Origin of the sequence: Limosilactobacillus panis DSM 6035, assembly GCF_001435935.1 — a bacterium.
GTDB lineage: Bacteria > Bacillota > Bacilli > Lactobacillales > Lactobacillaceae > Limosilactobacillus > Limosilactobacillus panis.
Genome location: NZ_AZGM01000035.1, coordinates 1 through 20,373, shown reverse-complemented (window position 1 = coordinate 20,373; position 20,373 = coordinate 1). Strand labels below are relative to the sequence as shown.

Annotated in this window: 17 protein-coding genes, 1 riboswitch and 1 other annotated feature; of the genes, 8 read left to right on the top strand and 9 right to left on the bottom strand. The window is 50.6% G+C overall.

Features of this window, described 5'->3' with window-relative positions; all coding sequences use genetic code 11:
- Positions 1–96 precede the first annotated feature (96 nt).
- A complete protein-coding gene (locus tag FD32_RS02720; protein WP_047769486.1) occupies positions 97–1,200 on the bottom strand; it encodes an ATP-binding protein in 1,104 nt (367 codons plus the stop codon).
- Positions 1,201–1,391: 191 nt separating this feature from the next.
- Positions 1,392–1,487: riboswitch (THF riboswitch) on the top strand.
- Positions 1,488–1,539: 52 nt separating this feature from the next.
- Between FD32_RS02720 and FD32_RS02715 the strand changes: the two genes are divergently transcribed.
- From FD32_RS02715 to FD32_RS02700, 4 genes are all read left to right on the top strand, one after another.
- Complete coding sequence (locus FD32_RS02715; RefSeq protein ID WP_275453128.1) at positions 1,540–2,091, top strand: folate family ECF transporter S component; 552 nt, start codon at positions 1,540–1,542, stop codon at positions 2,089–2,091.
- A 183-nt stretch (positions 2,092–2,274) separates the two neighbouring features.
- Positions 2,275–2,537, top strand: a binding site (T-box leader).
- A gap of 62 nt (positions 2,538–2,599) precedes the next feature.
- Complete coding sequence (gene asnA / locus FD32_RS02710; protein ID WP_047769490.1) at positions 2,600–3,610, top strand: aspartate--ammonia ligase; 1,011 nt, start codon at positions 2,600–2,602, stop codon at positions 3,608–3,610.
- Positions 3,611–3,634: 24 nt separating this feature from the next.
- Positions 3,635–4,933 carry an asparagine--tRNA ligase gene (asnS, locus tag FD32_RS02705; RefSeq protein ID WP_047769492.1) on the top strand — a complete coding sequence of 433 codons (1,299 nt, stop codon included), beginning with the start codon at positions 3,635–3,637 and terminating at the stop codon, positions 4,931–4,933.
- A gap of 610 nt (positions 4,934–5,543) precedes the next feature.
- Positions 5,544–6,842, top strand: a complete 1,299-nt coding sequence (locus FD32_RS02700) for a Fic family protein (protein WP_047769494.1) — start codon at positions 5,544–5,546, stop codon at positions 6,840–6,842.
- 43 nt (positions 6,843–6,885) lie between these two features.
- Here the strand turns inward: FD32_RS02700 and FD32_RS10185 are convergent, their stop codons facing one another.
- A complete protein-coding gene (locus tag FD32_RS10185; RefSeq protein WP_268872407.1) occupies positions 6,886–7,356 on the bottom strand; it encodes an FCD domain-containing protein in 471 nt (156 codons plus the stop codon).
- A 117-nt stretch (positions 7,357–7,473) separates the two neighbouring features.
- Positions 7,474–7,602: a GntR family transcriptional regulator gene (locus FD32_RS10180; RefSeq protein ID WP_235803741.1), complete on the bottom strand. Its 129-nt coding sequence runs from the start codon at positions 7,600–7,602 to the stop codon at positions 7,474–7,476.
- A 156-nt stretch (positions 7,603–7,758) separates the two neighbouring features.
- On the opposite strand from FD32_RS10180, the gene FD32_RS02690 reads away from it, so the two are divergent.
- The 3 genes from FD32_RS02690 (at position 7,759) to FD32_RS02680 (ending at position 11,429) form a co-directional block, all read left to right on the top strand.
- Positions 7,759–9,288 carry a phytoene desaturase family protein gene (locus FD32_RS02690; RefSeq protein WP_047769497.1) on the top strand — a complete coding sequence of 510 codons (1,530 nt, stop codon included), beginning with the start codon at positions 7,759–7,761 and terminating at the stop codon, positions 9,286–9,288.
- The gene (locus FD32_RS02685; RefSeq protein ID WP_047769499.1) at positions 9,281–10,495 is read left to right on the top strand and encodes an iron-sulfur cluster-binding domain-containing protein; all 1,215 of its coding nucleotides are present in this window, start codon (positions 9,281–9,283) and stop codon (positions 10,493–10,495) included. Before FD32_RS02690 ends, FD32_RS02685 begins: the two co-directional genes overlap by 8 nt.
- A gap of 139 nt (positions 10,496–10,634) precedes the next feature.
- Positions 10,635–11,429 (top strand): Cof-type HAD-IIB family hydrolase, encoded by a 795-nt coding sequence (locus tag FD32_RS02680; protein WP_047769501.1) that lies wholly within the window; start codon positions 10,635–10,637, stop codon positions 11,427–11,429.
- 51 nt (positions 11,430–11,480) lie between these two features.
- On the opposite strand, the gene FD32_RS02675 is transcribed toward FD32_RS02680, so the two are convergent.
- The gene (locus FD32_RS02675) at positions 11,481–12,983 is read right to left on the bottom strand and encodes a glycosyltransferase (RefSeq protein ID WP_047769503.1); all 1,503 of its coding nucleotides are present in this window, start codon (positions 12,981–12,983) and stop codon (positions 11,481–11,483) included.
- 137 nt (positions 12,984–13,120) lie between these two features.
- On the opposite strand from FD32_RS02675, the gene FD32_RS02670 reads away from it, so the two are divergent.
- On the top strand, positions 13,121–14,113 hold the full coding sequence (locus FD32_RS02670; RefSeq protein WP_047769504.1) for an asparaginase: 993 nt from the start codon (positions 13,121–13,123) through the stop codon (positions 14,111–14,113).
- Here FD32_RS02670 and FD32_RS02665 read toward each other — a convergent pair.
- From FD32_RS02665 to FD32_RS02645, 5 genes are all read right to left on the bottom strand, one after another.
- Positions 14,110–15,444: a D-serine ammonia-lyase gene (locus FD32_RS02665; protein ID WP_202812211.1), complete on the bottom strand. Its 1,335-nt coding sequence runs from the start codon at positions 15,442–15,444 to the stop codon at positions 14,110–14,112. The two genes, FD32_RS02670 and FD32_RS02665, sit on opposite strands and share 4 nt — an antisense overlap.
- A gap of 89 nt (positions 15,445–15,533) precedes the next feature.
- Positions 15,534–16,415: an alpha/beta hydrolase gene (locus FD32_RS02660; RefSeq protein ID WP_047769506.1), complete on the bottom strand. Its 882-nt coding sequence runs from the start codon at positions 16,413–16,415 to the stop codon at positions 15,534–15,536.
- Complete coding sequence (locus FD32_RS02655; RefSeq protein WP_047769508.1) at positions 16,402–17,712, bottom strand: PTS transporter subunit EIIC; 1,311 nt, start codon at positions 17,710–17,712, stop codon at positions 16,402–16,404. Before FD32_RS02655 ends, FD32_RS02660 begins: the two co-directional genes overlap by 14 nt.
- 157 nt (positions 17,713–17,869) lie before the next feature.
- Positions 17,870–18,475 carry a signal peptidase I gene (lepB, locus tag FD32_RS02650; RefSeq protein ID WP_047769510.1) on the bottom strand — a complete coding sequence of 202 codons (606 nt, stop codon included), beginning with the start codon at positions 18,473–18,475 and terminating at the stop codon, positions 17,870–17,872.
- 20 nt (positions 18,476–18,495) lie between these two features.
- Entirely contained in the window at positions 18,496–20,046 is a 1,551-nt protein-coding gene (locus tag FD32_RS02645) for a UDP-N-acetylmuramoyl-L-alanyl-D-glutamate--2,6-diaminopimelate ligase (protein ID WP_047769512.1), read from the bottom strand.
- Positions 20,047–20,373: the final 327 nt, after the last annotated feature.

Here is a 20,373-nt window from a genome sequence, read left to right as displayed (position 1 = left end):
CCCATAGTGGACTTTCACCACCTAGCTAATACCCATGCCGGGCGCACTAGCAAAAGGCGGTACGCATCCAAATTGGAATGGCGTACCGCCTTTTAATTAGAACTCATCAAGAATCATCTGCTCCTGAACAAACTGGTCAAAGAACGGCAGCATAAATTGAACATAACCATACCCCGCCGGCATGATAATCTGGTCATCAATTAACTTGCGCCGGTAAACCGAAATATAGTTAGGCGCCTTGGCCATGATCTGGCTAATATCCTGGGCCTTAACCTTTTGCTGGCCAGACTTGACCATGGCCTGAACAAACTCGCGCTCCTTCATTGACATCTCGTGATAGACCTTGTAGTAGACATTTCTGAAAAGGTCGCTGGTGTAATGATCAAGGATCCTATCGACCGTTTCCTTGCTAATCCGGTTAGTTGATTGCTTGTGAGCCCCCTGCCAGACCCAGTAGCCAAGTAACTGAAAGGCATAAGCAAACCCCTTTGTTTGCTTTGTCATGTAAAGAAGGGTTGTTGAGTCAATCTGGTAGCCGGCTTCCCGAAAAATATGTGCATAGCTCCCTTTGATACTTTCGACACCAAGCGGGTTAAGCGTTATTCGATTCGCCCTTAACAGGAAGGTTAAAACATCATCATTTTGAATTTCTGATACATTTTCCGGCAAACCGGCCATTAGTAGTGAAACCTTCAAATTGTAGCGTAACATCACCTGGTAGCAGCTTACTAGTTTTCTTAATAAGGGGGTTGCCTTGACCTCATCAATAGTAATGAGAATATTAATTCCCTTTTCAGTAAACTTCTGCAACAATTGGTGAAACCTTGTCTGAAATTCCCCACCTTCATCAGGGCCCCCAATACCGGTACTAAGTTGAATTCCTTTAAATTCAACTTTTAAATCAAAATCCTTAAAGATTTTCAGCGTGATTATTTTTTCACGCAGCTGAGCTAAAAGTGAATTTAATAAGTCATCATCCAGTACCAAGTTCACAACTTGCCAATTATTTCTTTTTGCTAATTCATTTGCAACATCAGTCATTAGCGTAGTTTTACCAGCGCCACGCTGACCATAAATTAAAGAAGTCCGGAAGGGTGAATTAGGATGGTTCAATTCATCAATCACACGCCGGTTCAATGCATTCCGGTCAAGGAAGACGCTTGGCACAGTGCCAAAACTCGGGTTAAAAGGATTATCCACGCTATCCACCTCATTTTATAACTTTTTATAACTATTTCCTTCATTTTATAACTTTTTATAACTATTTTCAATTAGCGATTACTTGTATATCATTGAACAATATTTACTATTTGAGCATAAAAAGTTCTTATTTAGTCCCATTTTTAAGCAGCAGTATTGCTAATTATCCGTATCTATCGTATACTGCCTGTGTTGGGGTAGGAACTCCAGAGTTATTGTCCAGCGGAACGGAATGTGAACGTTGGAAGGAGGCCGGATGGCTGCTTTGGTTTTCCACATTCACCACGGACAACCGTCGATGGTTCCCTAACAAATAAAATTTTAGGGAGTGTCTTGATGATGTCAGTACTATCTTTTGCTGGGCCGCGTTTTACGACCCGCCACATGACCTTAGCAGCCCTGTTAGTTGCCCTCCAGATTATCCTGAGCAAGCTCTCGGTAGGTGACCCGACCGTTCTCAAATTTAGCTTCGGCTTTATCGCAACGGCCTTGATTGGTTACTACTTAGGGCCCTGGATTGGGGGCGCCGCAATGGTTGTTAACGACCTCGTTAGCAACACTATTTTGAACACGGGAAGCATGTTCTTCCCTGGCTTTACCTTCTCCGCCTTTATTTCCGGAGTAATTGCCGGGATGTTTTTGTACAACCAAAGGATCACCTGGCAGCGGATTTTCATCTACGAATTTTTCCAGATCCTGGTGACTAACGTCTTCTTCACGACGCTATGGGTCTACTTGATGAGCATGACCTCTTCCAGTACCGGTCGGGCCTTTACCGCCCTGCTGGCAATTCGCTTGCCAAAGGAGATTGTCTCCTGGCCGCTCGAAGCTGTTTTGGTCCTGATCATCCTGCGGCAGTTGTCACGAATTAACTTACGTTTGGACCGGTAACCAATGATTAGAATTAGCCGCCTACCGTCAGAACCAGCAGGCAATTAAATTTTACCAGGATAATGATTTTGTCATTACGCGCCAAACAAGCACTGAGCTGCGGTTGACTTGGTCCATTCATAATTAATTTGGTAAAAAGGTCTTGCAATTTATAAAAAACAGGTTAGAATATCATTAAAGATTTCAAAAGCAATGAGGAAGAAGAGTAAAATGCCGCATTCGTAAAGTGAGCTGGTGATAGTGAGAGACCGGCCGACCCTGGACGTTTGAAAAACACTTTCTCGCAGTGCCGCTGACCCAAATAATCATCACGATTAAAGTAGGCTCAGCCGTCCCCGGTACGTTACCACACCGGTAGAACGTGATTGCGTTCGAAAAGCGGTCTAAGAATTACGATTCTTAGGCAACTTGGGTGGTACCGCGGAATAAAGCCTTTCGTCCCTTCGATTTACGGGGGATGAAAGGCTTTTTATTTTATCCTCAAATCAAATTACGAGGAGTGTTAATTATGAGTTTGATTATTCCACAAGACTACGACCCAAAGTTATCTATCCGTGACACCGAAGCAGCCATCCGGTTCATCCGGGAAAACTTCCAGGATGAATTCGGTCACGAATTGCACCTGCAACGGATGTCCGCCCCAATGTTCGTCGAAAAGGGCACCGGGCTCAACGATAACCTGAACGGGGTTGAAAAGCCAGTTTCCTTCTCCATGAAGGGTCTGCCAGGCGAGACAATTGAAGTGGTCCACTCTCTGGCTAAGTGGAAGCGGATGGCCCTGAAGAAGTACGGTTTTGGCATGCACGAAGGTCTGTACACCAACATGAACGCCATCCGGAAGGATGAAGATCTCGACAACTTCCACTCCATCTACGTTGATCAGTGGGACTGGGAAAAAATCATCGCCAAGGAAGAACGGACGGAAACGACTTTGAAGGCCACCGTTCGGCAAATTTTCAAGGTTATCAAGAAGATTGAACGTGAACTCTGGGAACTCTACCCGGACGCCGTTTACCAACTGCCAGACGAAATTCACTTCGTCACAACCCAGGAATTGGAAGACCGCTGGCCAGACTTGACCCCAATGGAGCGGGAAGATAAAATTGCTAAGGAACTTGGTGCCGTCTTCGTAATGAAGATTGGTGATAAGCTGAAGCGCAGCGGCAAGCCGCACGATGGCCGGGCACCCGACTACGATGATTGGCAACTCAACGGTGACATTATTTTCTGGTACAAGCCCCTTCAAAAGAAGCTGGAAATCTCCAGCATGGGGATCCGGGTTAGCCCTGAATCTATGAAGGAACAGCTAGAAAAGGCCGGTGAAGAGGCCCGTGAAAAGCTGCCATTCCACCAAATGCTATTGAAGGGCGAACTGCCATACACCATTGGTGGTGGAATCGGTCAATCACGGCTCTGCATGCTGCTACTTGGCAAGGCCCACGTTGGTGAAGTTCAAGCCAGTGTTTGGCCACAAGAAATGTTAGACAAGTGCGCTGCCTCACACATTCAGATTCTGTAATCTTAGTTTAGGAGTGAGTATTAGATGGAGACAATTACGATCAGCGAATCCCCAAAGCACGTGGGTGAAACTGTCAAGATTGGTGTTTGGTTAACTGATAAGCGGTCAAGTGGGAAGATTGCCTTCCTGCAACTCCGCGACGGGACAGGATTCTTCCAGGGAATCATCCGGAAGAACGATGTTTCACCTGAAACATTCGACCTGGCAAAGCACGATTTACACCAGGAAACAAGTTTTTACGTTACCGGTGAAATTGCCGAAGATAAGCGTTCCAAGTTTGGGTACGAAATTCACATTCAAGAAATTGAAGTTGTGGGCAAGAGTGAAGACTACCCAATCGGTAACAAGGAACACGGGATTGACTTCCTGCTGGACAACCGTCACTTATGGTTACGGAGTCGCAAGCCATGGGCTTTGATGCGGATCCGGAGCCGGGTAAAGCTGGCCACAATGGAATTCTTCGACAAGCACGGCTTCACCCAGTTCGATGCTCCTGAATTAACGGGAAGTGCTCCAGAAGGAACGACGGAACTGTTTGAAACTGACTACTTTGACCGTAGTGCATACCTGTCACAATCTGGTCAATTATATGAAGAAGCTGGGGCCATGGCATTAGGCCGCGTTTACTCAATGGGCCCAACCTTCCGGGCAGAAAAGTCCAAGACCCGGCGGCACCTGATGGAATTCTGGATGATTGAACCAGAAATGGCTTGGTGTCACGAAGAAGAGAGTGAAGAGATTCAGGAACAATACGTTGCCTACCTGATCCAGGACCTGATTGACCACTGTTCACGGGAACTGGAAATGGTTGGCCGGAGCGTCAAAAGCCTGAAGCCGTTTACTGAATTGCCATACCCACGGATCACCTACAAGAAGGCCATCGAAATGCTGCAAAAAGGCGGCATTGACGTTAAGTACGGCGACGACTTTGGTTCACCAGAAGAAACCTACCTGGCAGACCAATTCAAGAAGCCGGTCTTCATTAAGAATTACCCCAAAGAAATCAAGGCCTTCTACATGCCATCTGACCCAACGGACGACCGGCAAGTTATTTGTGCCGACCTGTTGGCTCCAGAAGGCTACGGTGAAATCATTGGTGGTTCGGAACGTTCATACGACTACGAATACATCACCAACAAGCTGGAAGAAAACGGCTTGAGCAAGGAAGAATACGGCTGGTACGACGACCTCCGTAAGTACGGTTCGGTACCGCACTCTGGTTTCGGAATGGGTCTGGAACGGTTCTTAGCATGGGTAACCCTGCAAGACCACATCCGGGAAAACATTCCATTCCCACGGATGCTTAATCGGTTGAACCCATAAGGAAGAAGTGCGAAATCCCCCGCAGAGGGGCGATGATTAGCATAGGAAAAAGTCTGGCACGGTTACGGGCCGGGCTTTTTTCGTAGCTAAGCATTCAGCCCCGTGGGAATGGAGCACGTTAATAGAAGTGCGAAAAGCCGCGTATTAGGGCCGGATGGCCAGTATAAGAAAATGGTTAGCACGGATACGGGCTAGCCATTTTTCGTAACTGGACATTTAGGCCCGGCGGATTGTAGCACGTTAATAGAAGTGCGAAGTGGCCTTAAGTGGGCCCGTATGCCTAGCATCGTAAAAGGGTCTGGCGCAGGATGCGTCAGGCCTTTTTGTGTGCTAGGCACTAGGCCCACTGCCACGAAACACGTTAATAGAAGTACAAAATCCCCTAAAACGTTGAACGTTTTAGGGAGATTCTTTTAGTTTCTATTTGCTGAAAATTGGATTTTTGCAATTTAGGAAGCTTATTTTTGTATTCTATTTGCCGAAAATGCGATTTTCACGATTTAGGAGTCCTGTTTTAACACTCTATTTGCCGAAAACGCGGTTTTCAGCAAATAGCTGTCTTAAGAAATGCTATAATATTGTCAAATCAACGAAATTAGGAGGATCGATCATGAAGTATTTTCCACTGGCAAAATTCAAATACGTCACCCATAGTGATGAGGACCCGCGAATCGTCACGGAAAAAGAATACCAGCAGCGTCTTAATTCTTACACGACGCAAAAGACGGCCTTGTTCCCCCTCCTTACTTACCGAAGTGAGGAGCAAACCAGTGAATACCCTATTTTCTTTCTCCCCCTCCCCCATATTTTGGACTTAGCTGAACAGTTTCGCCTAAATTCGAAGCGAATCCAAAAGATTGCCGGACATCTACCACCGATTGCAATCAGTCAGTTCCTTAACTCACTTCTCATTGCGGAGATTTTCTACACCAATGAGATTGAAGGCGTCAAAACCAGCCAAATTGAAATTGGGACGGTTATCCAAGAGAATAACCTGATTGCCCATCGTCAAAATAACGTTTCTAAACGACGTCTCGGCTCCACAATTAAGCTTTACCAGAAAACGCAACATGGTAAGCCAATTCACATTAGTTCCCTTCACGATTTTCGAGCAATCTACGATATTCTTCTTAAGGGCGAAATCACCGCTGACCGGCTCCCCAATGGCCAAATTTTCCGGGACCAACTACCAAACGGTGAAGCCCTGACAATTAGCTCTGCTACTAAGGTCGTCCACCGGCCACCCGCTAGTGAAAGTAAGATCCAGCAGGCGTTGACTACGTTAATCACGTTTATGAATGACGATTATATGCCCGCCCTCTTTAAGGCCCTCATCACCCATTTTTTCTTCGAAAACACCCATCCGTTCCTCGACGGTAACGGACGGATGGGCCGGTACCTCCTTTCTTCCTATATTTCCAGCAAGTTTGACCGCTTTACTGGTTTCTCAGTGGCAACGGCCATCCACGCAAACGTTCAGCACTACTACAAGGCCTTCATCGAAGCTGATAACGCGGAGAACCGTGCTGATTTAACCTTCTTTATTGAATCCCTTCTAGACATTCTCGTGAGTCAGCAGCAGGAGAACCTTGTTAACTTACGCCAATCGATGGCCGAACTGGACAATGCCAAGCAGAAAATCCGTCAGTGGATTGAACACCACCAAGCGCACTTTCCTGAAAGGACATCACCTGAGCTGGTCGGTCAGGTATTATTCTCGCTTGCTCAGTCAAAGCTCTTCTCGTATCAGACCGTCCTGGGGATTCGGGACAATGAAATAATTGATAATAATAAGCAAAAAGGGTTCGCAAAGGCCCAGACCCGGCGGGCAATTGACTACCTGACTACCATGAATGCAATTAAGCTCACGTCCGCTAAACCCAAGCAACACGAAATCTTAATTGTCTAGCGAAAAGCGCCTCCTCAGCCCATGACTGATGAGACGCTTTATTTCACCCTAGTTCCAAATCATCCTGCCCACTCAAAAGCTGGTAGTTCTTCCTGATCAAATTAACGTTATCCTGGACGGCCGCTTCCGCTTGGCCCGCACTGACCAGGTCAAGGAGGTGCTGGCCCTCCCTTTGAAAATCAGCTGACCGCATATTCTCACAGGTCCACCGCCCCAGGGTCAGATAAATCGGTTTAAAGTTATTGACCAACAGGGGGTAGACATCGTTTTCGGAAGCCATCGCCAGAGCGTGAATGAAGTTAAAGTACTCCGCCGACCGGTCCTTTTCCGTTTCCGCATTGGCCATTCGGGCGAGGGCATACTTTGCCTGGCGTAGGCCCTCCTCATCATGCCGCCCGGCAGCGAGCCGGATAATGTCCGCCTCAATCTGGTTGCGGACCCGGTAAATCGACTTCAGCAAAGAGATTCGGTAGTGTCCGCCGTGGAAATTGATGATTTCGTTCATCGTCAGCAGGTCACCCGTGGCCCGGTAATCCGTAATGAATGCGCCATACCGCGGTTTGATTTCAATAAAGTGGCGGTCCTGCAGGCGTTTCAGACCCGTATTGATTACCGCCCGACTGACCCCCAGCTACTTTTCTAGCTCGCGCTCACTCGGCAGTTGATCCCCCGGTTGGTATTCACCCGTTAAAATGGCCGTTTTCAGCTGGTTAACAAACAGGTCCGTCGAACTCGGTGCATGGATTTTCTTAAATTCCATTGAATTATCCCCCCCTCTTGTACTGGTCATACCAGAAACCACAAGTGATGTTCTTAACAAATTATACCATATTACCCAATTAGCGATACCATTCATCCCCCGTCTCGCCTACAATGAAAGCGTAGTCAAGAAATTGTGAATGGAGGATGAATTACCATGGCAAAAAATTATGATGTCATCGTGGTTGGTGCAGGTAACGGTGGCCTCGTTGCTGCAGCAACCGCTTGTAAACTTGGTAAGAAAACTTTACTGATCGAACGGCACAACCTCCCCGGCGGCGCTGCTTCAAGCTTTGTCCGGGGCCGGTTTGAATTTGAGACCGCCCTGCACGAGTTGGCTGCCTATGGGCCGAAGGAAAAGCCGCAGGGAATCCGGCAGATGTTTAACTGGCTCGGCGTCGACCTAGCGATGCACGAGATTCCAGGCGCCTACCGCTACATCATTACCGGTAAGGATGGCTTTGATGTCGCCCTGCCAAACGGTCGTGAAGCCGTAATCGACAAGATTGAGGAAGTCGTTCCTGGTAGCCGGGCTGGCGTCAGCAAGCTGTTCGACTACGGTGAAGAATGCATCAAGGGCTACGACCTCCTGCAAGCGGGTAAGTTACTCCAAGAAGTTGCTAAATTAGCGCCCGCCTTTGTTAAGTACGCAACGGTTCCTTACGACCAAGTGTTAGCCGAACTTAACATTCCCCTCAAGGCCCGGCAGATTCTCGAAGCCTACTGGTGCTACATTGGGATTCCGAGCGATACCTTTGAGTTCCCATACTTTGCCGAAATGCTGGTCACCTACGTCGAGAACGGTGCCTACGCGCCAACTAACCGGAGCCACGAAATCACCACGGCCCTGGTCCACGCAATTCAAGCCAACGGTGGTGACGTCTGGTTTAACACCGAGGTTAAGCGGGTCCTGACTCAAGACGGTCAAGCTGTCGGTGTGCAGGTTGGCAATGACCAAATCTATGGCCGGCAGGTTATCTGTGACTTGGTACCGAACACAGTTTATGCCAAGATGATTGACCCGGCAGTTGTGCCGGAACACACCCTGAAGCTCACCAACGCCCGGCAGCTGGGGACGAGTGGCTACCTGGTTTACCTGGGACTAAATAAGTCTCCCGAAGAGCTTGGCATCAAGGATTACAGTGTTTTCATCTCTAGTACCGGCGATTCCCGGACCCAGTACGAACGGATGAACACCCTGGATCAAAACGACTTCATGATCATGAACTGCCTAAATATCGCTGTTCCTGGCTGTTCGCCGGCGGGGACCTCCCTACTCTACGCCACTCAGTTATACCGTGACGGTAGTTGGGACCAAGTCACCGCGGAAAACTATGACGAGGTTAAGGACAAGATTGCCCGGCGCGTTATCAAACAATACGAAGACGCTACGGGAATTAAAATCAGTGACGCCGTGGAAGAAGTCGCCATTGCCACCCCAGAGACCTTTGCCCGCTACATGCGAACGCCAAATGGCGATATCTACGGTTACTATGGTAAGAAGTGGGGCCAGACGATTGCCCGGATGGCTAACCTGGACAAGGAAGCCCAGCCAATTCCGCACCTCTACTTCTGCGGGGGCAGCAGCTTCATGATGGATGGTTACAGCAGCGCCTACTTCACTGGCTTTACGATTGGGAAGATGGCCTGTGCGGCATTAGACAAAGAGGGTGTTAAGAATGAATAAAAATGAAGAACAAGCAGCATTTACCAAACTAGGGGAGTTAAACCAACGCCGGCAAGAAGAGATTAACGCCGCCGCAGCTACGGACCTTCCAAAGACCTACCCAATGAACGAACTGGTTAAGGCCCTGCACCCGGCAACCCAATACCTCAAGGTGACGGAAATTATCGACCACGGCCCGGACGCCAAGAGCTTTGTCTTCGCGCCTGATAAGGACAAGGGCACCACTAAGTTGGCCACCTTCCAGCCTGGCCAATACATTTCCCTCCGCCTCCACATTGGAGATAGCTACGTAACTCGTCCGTACGCCATCCGTTCGACACCCCTGCAGGCTAAAGAGGGTAAGTATGTTTTGACCATGAAGCTGGTCAACGGTGGTTTCGTTACCCCTTACATCTGGAAGAATTGGCAGGTGGGTACCACCGTTGCCGCCTCTGGTCCCGCGGGTGAACTCTTCTACGAACCCCTTCGTGACGGCAAAAATATTGTCGCCATCGCCGGGGGTAGTGGGATTACCCCATTTTATTCTATGGCCCAAGCAATTCTGGAAAATACCCTGGATGTTAACTTGACCATCCTCTACGGGAGCCGCCGCCACGATAACATCCTCTTGGGAGACGAACTCCAGGGGATCGCTGAGCAGACCAACCGGGTCAAGCTGGTCAACGTCCTCAGCGACGAAGAAGTACCTGGTTTCGAACACGGCTTCATCAGTAAGGACCTGATTGAAAAGTATGCTCCGGCAGCTGACTACTCCATCTTCATCAGTGGGCCATCAGTAATGTACCAGTTTGTGATGAAGGAAGTTGCCCAGCTCCACTTAGCACCAGGACGGGTTCGCCACGAATTAAACGGTAATACCGCCGCACCGGACCAATTTGCTGGTTACCCGGCAGAAGCCAAGGGGAAGACCTTCTCAATGACCGTCATCACCCGGGACCAATCTAAGACGATTCCGGCAGCGGCCAACGAGTCCCTGTTGATTGCCCTGGAACGGGCGGGAATCATCGCCCCATCAATGTGCCGGAGTGGTATTTGTTCAGCTTGCCGGTCACAAGTTCTGGATGGGCACACATTCACGCCTACCGAATTTGATCACCGTCGAGCTGCCGATAGGGAATTCGGTTACGTCAACACCTGTGTTGCCTACCCAACCAGTGACCTCACTCTGAAGGTTCCAGTCCATGACTATGCCAACCAATTTGGCTAAAATCTAGCAAGCGAATAGGCCTCCTTTACGTATTGGTATTAAATAGCCGCGCGCATTTGAAAGTCGAATACGCGCGGCTTTTATTTTGCCGTTCCCACCGGTATGATATTAGTAACGGATAATTTAAGGAGGAATCGGTATGATTCGCGCAGTGGCAACAGATATTGATGGGACGTTTTTACGTCAGGACCGGACTTTTGACCGGAAACTCTTTGACCGCGTCTACGCGGCGATGCAAGCGCAGGGAGCCCGCCTGATCATCGCCAGCGGAGACCAATACTACTTTCTCCGGTCCCTCTTCCCTGACCAGGCCGACCAGCTCGCCTACGTTGCGGAAAACGGCGTCCTGACCGTCGACCAAAATGAGGAACTTGCCTGTGACCGCTTGTCGGCAGAAGATGTCCGCAAGATCACGACCTACCTGGACACCCTTCCCGGGATCAACTACTGTGCAAGTGGGCGCCGCTACGCCTACGTTTTAAACCGGGCCGATGACGACTTTAAGCAAATCATCCCCAACTTCTACACCCGGATCAAGACCGTTGATGACGTCAATGATGTTGACGATGACTTCATTTTCAAATTCGCGTTGAACGTTCCGCACGACCGCCAGGCAGCCCTCACCCACGACATCAACACCCGGTTTGCGGGCGTCATCCGGGCAACCGCCAGTGGCTATGGCGCGGTTGACCTGATTATCCCGGGGATGGATAAGTCATACGGGCTTAGGCTCCTCCTCAAGCGCTGGCAGCTGAATCCGGCCGACTTGGCCGTGTTTGGCGACGGGGAAAACGATCTCGAGATGTTTGACCTCGCCGGCACGAGCTACGCAATGGGAAATGCCCCGGCCAACGTGCAGGCAGCCGCGACCCGGGTCATCGGCACCAACAATGACCAGGCGGTCCTCCACCAGCTTGCGGAAATTTTTATGTAAGTAAAAAAAAAGATCCGGAAAACTTCACCGTTTTTCGGGTCCTTTTGTACATTATTCCCTTATTCCTTCACTATCTAGGAAGTTAGCCCACTGCTTAGTGACATTAGCAAAGGAGAACTTGGCAGCCGCCGCCTGCGCATGGTCAGCGTAAGATTTCAGCTTGACGGGGTTGGTCAATAGTTCTTCCAGGGTAACGTACAGGGCATGCGGGTCCCCCGCCGGCAGGAGCCGCCCGCTGACTTGGTCATCGACAATCTCGGCGGGCCCGTAGTTAATGTCATAACTGACAACCGGGCAGCCGTGTCCCTGCGCCTCGAGGAGGGCCATCGCAAAGCCCTCGTACGAGCTGGTCAGCACCTCAATTTGGGCCGTTTCGTAAACCTCTGTCAGGTCGTGGCGGTACCCACAGAAGTGGACGTAATCGCCCGCCTTGCAGTCCTTCACCAGCCGCTTCAACGATTTTGACGTTGCGTAGTTGTCCCAGCTGTCGTCAAAGCCGTAAATCTTCAGGTCAACCTGGGGGTACTTGGCGTGGAGGAGGATGACCGCATTAATGATGTGGTCCAGGCGTTTTACGTTCGTCAACCGAGCCACGGCAATCAGCTGGCCCGGGCGCCGCTTGGCAAACGGGATATGCTTTTTCAGTTGCTCATCAGCCAGGTAGGTCACCGGAATCCCGTAACTCGCGGACGTTTTGAACCGCCGGGCCGCATCCTGGGCCTCCCGCTTGGTTGCCGAGATCAGGCCACTGATTTGCCCGTCCTGGAGCATCTTCTCCAGGGGCTCGTAGACCTCAAACAGCTTACCATCTGGGTCACCGTCAGCGGTGTAGGTGGAATGAAAGACCTGGTAACAGGGCACGTGGGTCTTCATTAGGCGGAAGGCCGCAAAGTCAGCATCCGACCGGTCATTGATCAGGACCGGGTGCGAACTTTCGCTGAGCAGGCGGTCTAAGAAGTGGGCGCGCAGGCCCATTTCGTTATCAAACTGGTACATGTTTCCCTGGTCATTCAACTGGATAAGAGTCAGCACGGCAACGTTGTTTTCACCACCGCGGTAGTGGTAAACCAGCTTTACGCGGCCCTTACCATCATAGTACTGGCGCGTTACCATCCGGGCCCGGTCCTCATAGAATTCCGTGTAGGACAGGCAGCCCTGGTCATAGAAGTCCCGCCGGTCGGTAAAGCCGAAGCGGTCTAAGTAATCAACGTAGTAAAGGCGGTCACCGTTCATGACAACCTTGATCCGTTCCTTATCGTCTTGGTAGGCCACGTTTCCCTTAACCGTAAAGCCGGGCTGGTGGAGGATTTTGTCAATAATCTGCTGGTCGTCACCCGTATTTTGGTAGGGTAGCTGTTGGAAGTACTGGAACAGGTTAACCACCCTTCCTTCGATATCAAGTTTCTTCTCCACTTCATAATGGGCGTGGTTGTACTCTAAGGTGATGATTTTGGCAGGTTGCTTTAAGTGGTCAAAAATCTTAAGGCGCTGCGCCTGGGCCAGCTCAATAGCCGACGTCAGCCTGTCCTGACGGCTGGTAATAAAATAAAACATCCACTATTCCTTCTTCGTTTTTATCGCTATACCTAATTTACCATACCTTTTCCTCTTGCGGTGGTCCTAAGTTAAGACTTGTCACCAGAATAATTGGCCACTAAAATATCATTAAAAAAGAATGAGCTGGTGAAAAAATGACAACTAAGAAACTGCTGCTTTTATCAACCGGGGGCACCATCGCCTCGGTTGTCTCCGATTCTGGCCTGGTCCCTGGTGAATCCGGCGAGTCTTTGCTTAAGATGCTCGGCCGAATTCCCTACAAGATCGTTGTCAAAGACATCCTCGAACTCGATTCATCAAACATTCAGCCCGAGGAGTGGAAACTAATCGCCCGGGAAATCTACAAGTACCGCAACGATTACGACGGCATCGTTGTTTCACATGGAACCGACACGATGGCCTACACCGCCTCGATGTTGACCTTCATGTTGCAAAACATCAACCTCCCTGTCGTCCTGACGGGTAGTCAGGTGCCGATGAACGTCATCCTGAGTGATGCCCCCGGCAACTTACGGGTGGCCTTTGCGGCCGCTGCCAAGTGCGCTCCGGGAATCTATTTGGCCTTTGACCGGCAAGTGATCCTGGGTTGCCGCAGCGTTAAGGTCCGCACGACCTCCTTTAACGCCTTTGAGAGCGTCAACGTCCCGCCGGTCGCCCGGGTCACCTCGGACGGCTTTGAAATCCAAAAAGCAGAGAAGGTCAGCAACGGTCAGTGCAAACTAAACACCGACATTGACGCCAACGTTTCTCTGGTTAAGCTTTTTCCGGGATTTGACCCCCGCCTCCTCCACGCGATGGCACAGAGCGGTTGTCACGGGATTGTTATTGAGGCGTATGGACTTGGTGGCATGACTTATATTCGGCGTAACCTGGTTGCGGCCGTCGGTAAGCTGATCCGGCGGGGCATCCCGGTAATTGCTTCTAGCCAGTGCCTGTATGAACGAAGTGATTTAACTAAGTATGAGGTTGGGCAACAGGCGCTCCTCCAGGGGGCCATCAGTGCCCATGACATGACGTCCGAGAGTGCCATCACCAAGTTAATGTGGGCCCTCGGTCAGGGGATGGACGTTGCTGCCGTGGCTAAATTCTTCAATACCAACGTGGCGGGCGAGGTCACCCTAAACTAGTCGAGGTGGGTATTCAGGTATTCCTTAACGGTGGCTTCCGGCAGCTTACTTCCCCCGGTAGCCCAGGCAACGTGAATACTGTTCTTCATGATCTCCGGTGTCAGGCCGTGGTCGGCCATGTACTTCTTCCCGGCTGCCGTGTTAAACAGCATCACCGGTCCCGCAAAGGCCGCACAGGAGGATGGTTCGATAATCCGGTCCTCGGTGTCGTGAAGGAGGCGCATGTAGTCGAAAAGCTTGGCGTCATCCACCGTGACGTCCCCGGCCAAGATTGGCTTCATGATCCGCCCGGCAATCCCGGATGGCCGGCCACAAGCCAGTCCATCCGCGGCGGTCTTCCCGTCAATGCCAACGTCCTTAACACTGATCTGCTCATTGAGGCCGGTAGCCATTCCGAGGCCAACACTCGGGCAGTGGGTTGGCTCAACGAAGAAGGTATGGACTGCGTCACCGAAGAGGATCTTCATCCCGTAGCAGACCCCGGCCGGGGAGCCCCCAACACCACACGGGCTGTAGATGAACATTGGGTGGTCACGGTCAACCTTAATGCCGAGATCCTTAAGCTGCTTTCTCATCCGCAGGGCCGCCACCGCGTAGCCCAGGAAGAGGGTTGCGGATTTTTCATCGTCCACGAAGTAACTGTGCGGGTCAGCATCGGATTCCTTCCGTCCCTGGGCAACTGCCGTGTTGTAGTCACCAGTGTATTCAATGACCTTGGCCCCCTTCTTTCGTAAGAGGTCCTTCTTCCACTGGGTCGCGTCCGCAGACATGTGGACGATTGCCTTGAAGCCAAGGCCCGCAGCCGTAATCCCGATCGACAGGCCGAGGTTCCCGGTCGAGCCCACCTGAACCTTGTACTGGCTGAAAAGCTGGCGGGCGGCCGGGCGGGCCAGCTTGGTGTAATCGTCATCCTTATCCGCGATAATCCCGTTTTCAAGGGCCAGCTTTTCCGCAAACTTGAGGACCTCGTACACTCCACCCCGGGCCTTGATTGACCCGGCAACTGATAATTCGGAGTCGAGCTTTACCAGCAGGTGGCCGCTAAAGTTCTCCTTTTCAGCCAGGACCTGACCCATCTTGTCGGCCAAGACCAGGGGTGATTCAATGATTCCGTGGGTCTCAATCGTCTCGGGGAAGACCTTTTCAAGCAGGGGGGCGTAGCGGTGGAGGTCAGCATCGGATGCTTCAATGTCCTCAATTGTAAACCGCTCGTGCTGCCAAATCTGGTCGTTAGCTAAGGCCCCTGGGTTCAGCCACAGGGTCGGCTTGAGGTCCAGGAAGTCCTTGATATCAGGATGCTCACGTAATAGTTGCTGCTTATCAATTGCCATAATTAACTACCCCCTACTAAGATTGTGAATTATTGTACAATTATAGTTTAGCAAAACTAAAGCGCTTTCACAATATAAAGCTTATCATCTCATCGTGATAATTTATTATTGTTACCCGTCGTCGGCATCCCCCGGTTCTGCTGTGGTTGCCGGTGTTTTAGCACGTGGCGCTGGATAAGCAGAATGACCTGCTTGTTTTGGGGCAACGCAGAGTGCTGAGCCAGTTTCCCCGTCACCGTTACCTGGGTATAGCTTTTGACGACTCCCTGGTAGATGTACTTGCCCGCCTCCACACTGCTTACCGGAACGAGCCCGTCTTCAACATAGTTCTCGGAACCGGCAATAGAATACACGATCATATTCTTAGGGAGCTTATCCCGGTTCTTTTCAAAGTCACGGAGCATCTCCGTCTTCCGGTTAATCGGTTCCGCAAAGTTAAACGGGCTGGCGATCGTCAGCAGGCGGGTAATCTTAATCTGGCGTTCGTTAAAGTAGTGTTCAAGATAGTAGGTGTAGATTAGGCCCCCGTTTGAGTGACCGATTCCCTTGAAGTTGTTGAAGGCGTACCGGCTCTTTAGCTGGTTAAAAGCCCGGCTAAACATCTTTGCCTGGAGCTTGATGTTGCTGTAACCATCGTGATTATTCTCAAAGCCGACCACAATGAAGGGCTCCCGGTCACGCGGCCGGATCTTGCCGGTGTAAACAATCCGGCCGCTGTTATAAACTTTGACCTTGAGAAGGCTGTGATCCTGATGGTCAAGGGCGTTCAATTTCTTAACCAGGGTATCAAAACGGTTAACGGATGCACTACTACCCGGAATCATGATGACCGGTGACATGGGTGACCGTTGCCGTGTTTCCATCTGGTCCACGTTACGGTTTGTCCACCGCCCCGCTAAGGCCGCACAGATCCCGATTGCCAGGAAGAGACAAATTAGTACCCACCAGCGGCGACGTCTAGTGTTGTCCATGCGCTTCACCCGCCTTTCGCTGCCCAGCCAGCCGGTCCTCTACCCGGTCAGCTAGTTTAACAAAGGGAATGTAGGCCAAAACGTCAATCGCCAGTAAAACCAGCGACCATAAAAGGGCCCACCAGCTGCCGTCCGTTTCTACCAGGGCAGCGAGTACCCCAGGGGTCCCGTATGGCGCGGGATAAACCAGGGGTGAAATAATATGAAACATGATCAGGCCACTCGCCAATACCATGTTAAGGAGGGGCAACAAGACGAAGGGTAAGACGTAAATGGGGTTGAGCATGACCACACAACCCATGGTCAGGGGCAAGTTAGTGTTGAAGAAGACTGGAATGGCGCTGGTCTTGGCGACTGTCCGTTGGTTCTGATGGTGGCTGACCCACAGGATAGCGATCAATAAGGCCAGGGCTAATCCCACCCCACCGAACTGGCCAAAGCCGTTGTACAAAGCGGCTGGCGTGAAGGGATAGGGAACGTTCAGGCTGGTCTTGTGGGTCAAGGCATAGTTGAGGTTCGCGAAGAGCTCACTCTTAAACATCTCGTTTGAAATGCTGATGGACTCGGCAAAGCCCAACCAGGTCAAAACCGTTGCCAGGATTGCCATCAACATGGTCGTCGCGTAGTTACTGTGACTATCTACCGCGGCGGTGACCGCCTGGTTGATCATGACATCAAGTCCCGTCTGCCTTGCCAGGGCATAGCAGAGGTGGAACAAAAAGGCCACCAGGAGGGCCAGCAAGATGGGGGTCAGGTTGGTAAAGGTGCTCTTCAGGATGTCATTGCTTTTGGTATCGAAATTATTGATTGACGTCTGGTGACCGAACTTGACGAATATCAGGCCCACCAAGTAGCCAACCACAACCCCGACAATGAACCAGTTGGCCGTGTAGTAACGCATGTCAACGGTGTTACCTGCAGGCCGGATGCTATGGTAAAACCCCAGGACGTAGCAGGCCATTGCAATAATACCGATTGACGGAATTTCACGGTGGTGTTGGCGGACCGTTAGCTGGGCACTAACGAACGCGGCGTAAGGGGCTAAGAAGCCGACGGTTACCACACTGACGTCGCCAAACAGGTTTTGCAAGAAACGGTACTGGGGGAGCCAGTGCTTGATATATAGGACACTGCCCAGGAAACCGTCGGGAGAAAAACAGACGAAGCTCAGGATCCCCGCAAAGCTACCGATCAGGGCCACGGGAAAGAGGGTAACCATCGTTCGCTGAATAATTTGAATAAATGATAATTGCCTAAAACGAACTAGGGCGTCTACTATCTTCTCACTATTAGCCATTATTTTCGCCTCCTTGGCCCTCATTATAGCGACTTTTCCCCACCGGAAATAATATTATTCGCCGAAATGAGAAAAATTCGCGAAAACGTCTCATAAAAAATACCGCACCACCATTAGGCCAATGCCCAATCGCTGTGCGGTATTTCTACTTTCAATTTTACTTATCGTAGAAGTGTTGCCACTCCTTATTGACGTTTTGACGCATCGTCTTGTTACCAGACCATGAAGGCACCTTGACGACCCCATCAATCTTACTCTTGGGTACGAAACCCCAGTAACGACCATCGTTAGAAACGCTTCGGTGATCCCCCAGGACGAAGTATTCACCCTTCGGCACCTTGGTTGCACCGTTATGTTTCAGCCAGCTGTTCTGCACGGAAATGCTCTTCAGCGTCCAATTACCGGTCCCCGCGGTCCGCTGGTCCTTGCTGATGTAGTTTTGGTTGATCTTCTTGTTGTTAACGTAAATGTTGCCGTTCTTCGATTGAACCTTGTCACCAGGCAAACCGATTACCCGCTTGACGTAGTCCGTCTTCTGGGCTACCCGGGGGTCAACCCCGTTGGCATCGAATACAACCACGCTCCCGTGGTGGATCTTCGCCGTCTTCAAACAGAAGACCCGTTCATTGTTAACCAGGTTGGGTTCCATTGATGGTCCATCGACCCGGACAATTTGAAAAACAAACTGTTTAATCAGCAGTGCAATTAATAATCCAATAACGATGGGGACAATCCAGCTCATCGTTTCGCGAAATGCTTTCATAACCTGTGCCTCTCTATAAATTAATTTTCAATTTGCCGAATGTAGTCTGCGGCAATCTTACTATCAGTTGCGTACGGGGTATCAACGCCCTTGATCTTTTGGTAGGGGTCCTCCCCCTTGCCGGCAAGAACAACGATATCATCGTTTCCGCTATTGTCAATTGCCTTTTTAATGGCGGTTGCCCGGTCCATCTCGTATTGGACCTCACCAACCTGGTCGTGGTCAATATGGGAATTTATTTCCCGGGCAATATTCATCGGGTCCTCAAAGCCAGGGTCATCGGTCGTAAGGATGATTCGGTCGGGATGCTCTTCTGTGAGGGCCTTCCCGAATCCCTGGCGGCGGGAAATTCCCTTGTCACCAGTGGCCCCCAGGACAACCGTCACCTTACCGGCATCCGTCTGCCGCTTCAAAAAGGCCAGGAGCCGCTTAAGACTCGCGTAGTTGTGGGCGTAGTCAATGTAAACCGTCCCGTGCTGCTTAGTCCGCTGCATCTCCATCCGGCCCTTGATATGAACATGGTCAAGGGTGGCTTTGGCATCGTCTGCTTTAGCCCCCACCAGGGCCGTCGAAATAATTGCCGCAACGGCGTTCCCTTCGTTGTAGTCACCGGGCACACTGGTGGTGTAACGCTCGTTAAGGGCAAAGCGCTGCGCCTTTTCTGAGCAGGCCCGCAGCTCAAATTCACTCTCGTGGAGGTCCTCCAAGTCATTACGGTACTCAAAGTCAATCGCTGCCCCTTCTGGCAAGGTGACGTCCGCCCCGTGCCGGGCAAAGAGGTAGATATTCTCCGGCTGGGTCGTGGTCTTGGCCGCATAGTAAACATCGGCCAGGTGGTCCGTCTCGGCATTGATCAGGCAGGTATCGGAATTAACCAGCAGCTGTTCCTTGCAGTGCAGGTAGTCCGCAAAAGTTGGGTGCTCGTTGCGCCCAATGTGGTCCGGCGTGATGTTCAAAAAGATCCCGACGTTAAAGTGGAGGCCATAGGTCCGGTTCTTCTTGTAAGCCTGTGATGATACCTCCATCACCAGGTGGGTCATCCCGTTATTAACCGCTGCCCGCATATCGTGAAAGAGGTCTAGAGATTCAGGAGTGGTTAAGTCCGACTTGAAGCGGTCACCTGGCTGGTTGCCAAGGACCCGGTCAAGGGTTGAGAAGAGGGCCACGTGGTTCTTCGTTGCGTGGGCCAGGATATGGTCAGCAAAGTAGGCCGTCGTGGTCTTCCCCTTCGTCCCGGTAATTGCGATGATCTGCAGGTCATTTTGTGGGTAGCCATAGAAGGCCGCCCCCAGCAGAGCCATTGCCTTCTGTTCATTATTAACGATGATTGCCGGCAGGTCGCCCCCTTCAGGGTATTCCTGTTCAGCAACGTAGGCGATTGCCCCCTTTTCCTTGGCCATCGTTAAATACTTAGGCAGGAAGTTCCCCTTACAGAAGAACAGGGTTCCCGGCGTCACCTTCCGCGAATCATAGGATACATTCGTGGCGGTAAAATCGGTTAAGTTGCTAATATGATCCAATAAATGGTGCTCGCGCAGTAGCGTTAGTGCAGGCGTAACATGCAATTCCATATATTATTGACCCCTCTTGATTTTCTCTCTTAAAACTCTATTATTTCATTTTTTCTGGCAAATGTGAATGGCCCTAACAAAAAAGGAAGCTGGGAAAAAGCTTCAGAGTGCTCCGTATGGCTAGTATAGGACGATTGTTGGCACGGTACGGGCCAATGATTGTCCGTAATCAATGGACTTGCTTCGCGGCGCTAGACACTAGCCTATTTGGTTTTTCCGCGATTACTGTGTAATATTCGGAAAACTAAAAGAGGATGGTGAGAAAACAAGTTTTTGAAGTGCAATACAAAAGTTGGACAAAATTAGATAATTAAGCTGCTAGGGCAT

What these genes read in the sequence shown, in the direction of transcription:
- FD32_RS02715 (WP_275453128.1), top strand. Translation starts at nt 1,540, where the DNA reads ATGTCAGTACTATCTTTTGCTGGGCCGCGTTTTACGACCCGCCACATG.
- asnA (WP_047769490.1), top strand. Translation starts at nt 2,600, where the DNA reads ATGAGTTTGATTATTCCACAAGACTACGACCCAAAGTTATCTATCCGT.
- asnS (WP_047769492.1), top strand. Translation starts at nt 3,635, where the DNA reads ATGGAGACAATTACGATCAGCGAATCCCCAAAGCACGTGGGTGAAACT.
- FD32_RS02700 (WP_047769494.1), top strand. Translation starts at nt 5,544, where the DNA reads ATGAAGTATTTTCCACTGGCAAAATTCAAATACGTCACCCATAGTGAT.
- FD32_RS10180 (WP_235803741.1), bottom strand. Translation starts at nt 7,602, where the DNA reads ATGGAATTTAAGAAAATCCATGCACCGAGTTCGACGGACCTGTTTGTT.
- FD32_RS02690 (WP_047769497.1), top strand. Translation starts at nt 7,759, where the DNA reads ATGGCAAAAAATTATGATGTCATCGTGGTTGGTGCAGGTAACGGTGGC.
- FD32_RS02685 (WP_047769499.1), top strand. Translation starts at nt 9,281, where the DNA reads ATGAATAAAAATGAAGAACAAGCAGCATTTACCAAACTAGGGGAGTTA.
- FD32_RS02680 (WP_047769501.1), top strand. Translation starts at nt 10,635, where the DNA reads ATGATTCGCGCAGTGGCAACAGATATTGATGGGACGTTTTTACGTCAG.
- FD32_RS02675 (WP_047769503.1), bottom strand. Translation starts at nt 12,983, where the DNA reads ATGTTTTATTTTATTACCAGCCGTCAGGACAGGCTGACGTCGGCTATT.
- FD32_RS02670 (WP_047769504.1), top strand. Translation starts at nt 13,121, where the DNA reads ATGACAACTAAGAAACTGCTGCTTTTATCAACCGGGGGCACCATCGCC.
- FD32_RS02665 (WP_202812211.1), bottom strand. Translation starts at nt 15,444, where the DNA reads ATGGCAATTGATAAGCAGCAACTATTACGTGAGCATCCTGATATCAAG.
- FD32_RS02660 (WP_047769506.1), bottom strand. Translation starts at nt 16,415, where the DNA reads ATGGACAACACTAGACGTCGCCGCTGGTGGGTACTAATTTGTCTCTTC.
- FD32_RS02655 (WP_047769508.1), bottom strand. Translation starts at nt 17,712, where the DNA reads ATGGCTAATAGTGAGAAGATAGTAGACGCCCTAGTTCGTTTTAGGCAA.
- lepB (WP_047769510.1), bottom strand. Translation starts at nt 18,475, where the DNA reads ATGAAAGCATTTCGCGAAACGATGAGCTGGATTGTCCCCATCGTTATT.
- FD32_RS02645 (WP_047769512.1), bottom strand. Translation starts at nt 20,046, where the DNA reads ATGGAATTGCATGTTACGCCTGCACTAACGCTACTGCGCGAGCACCAT.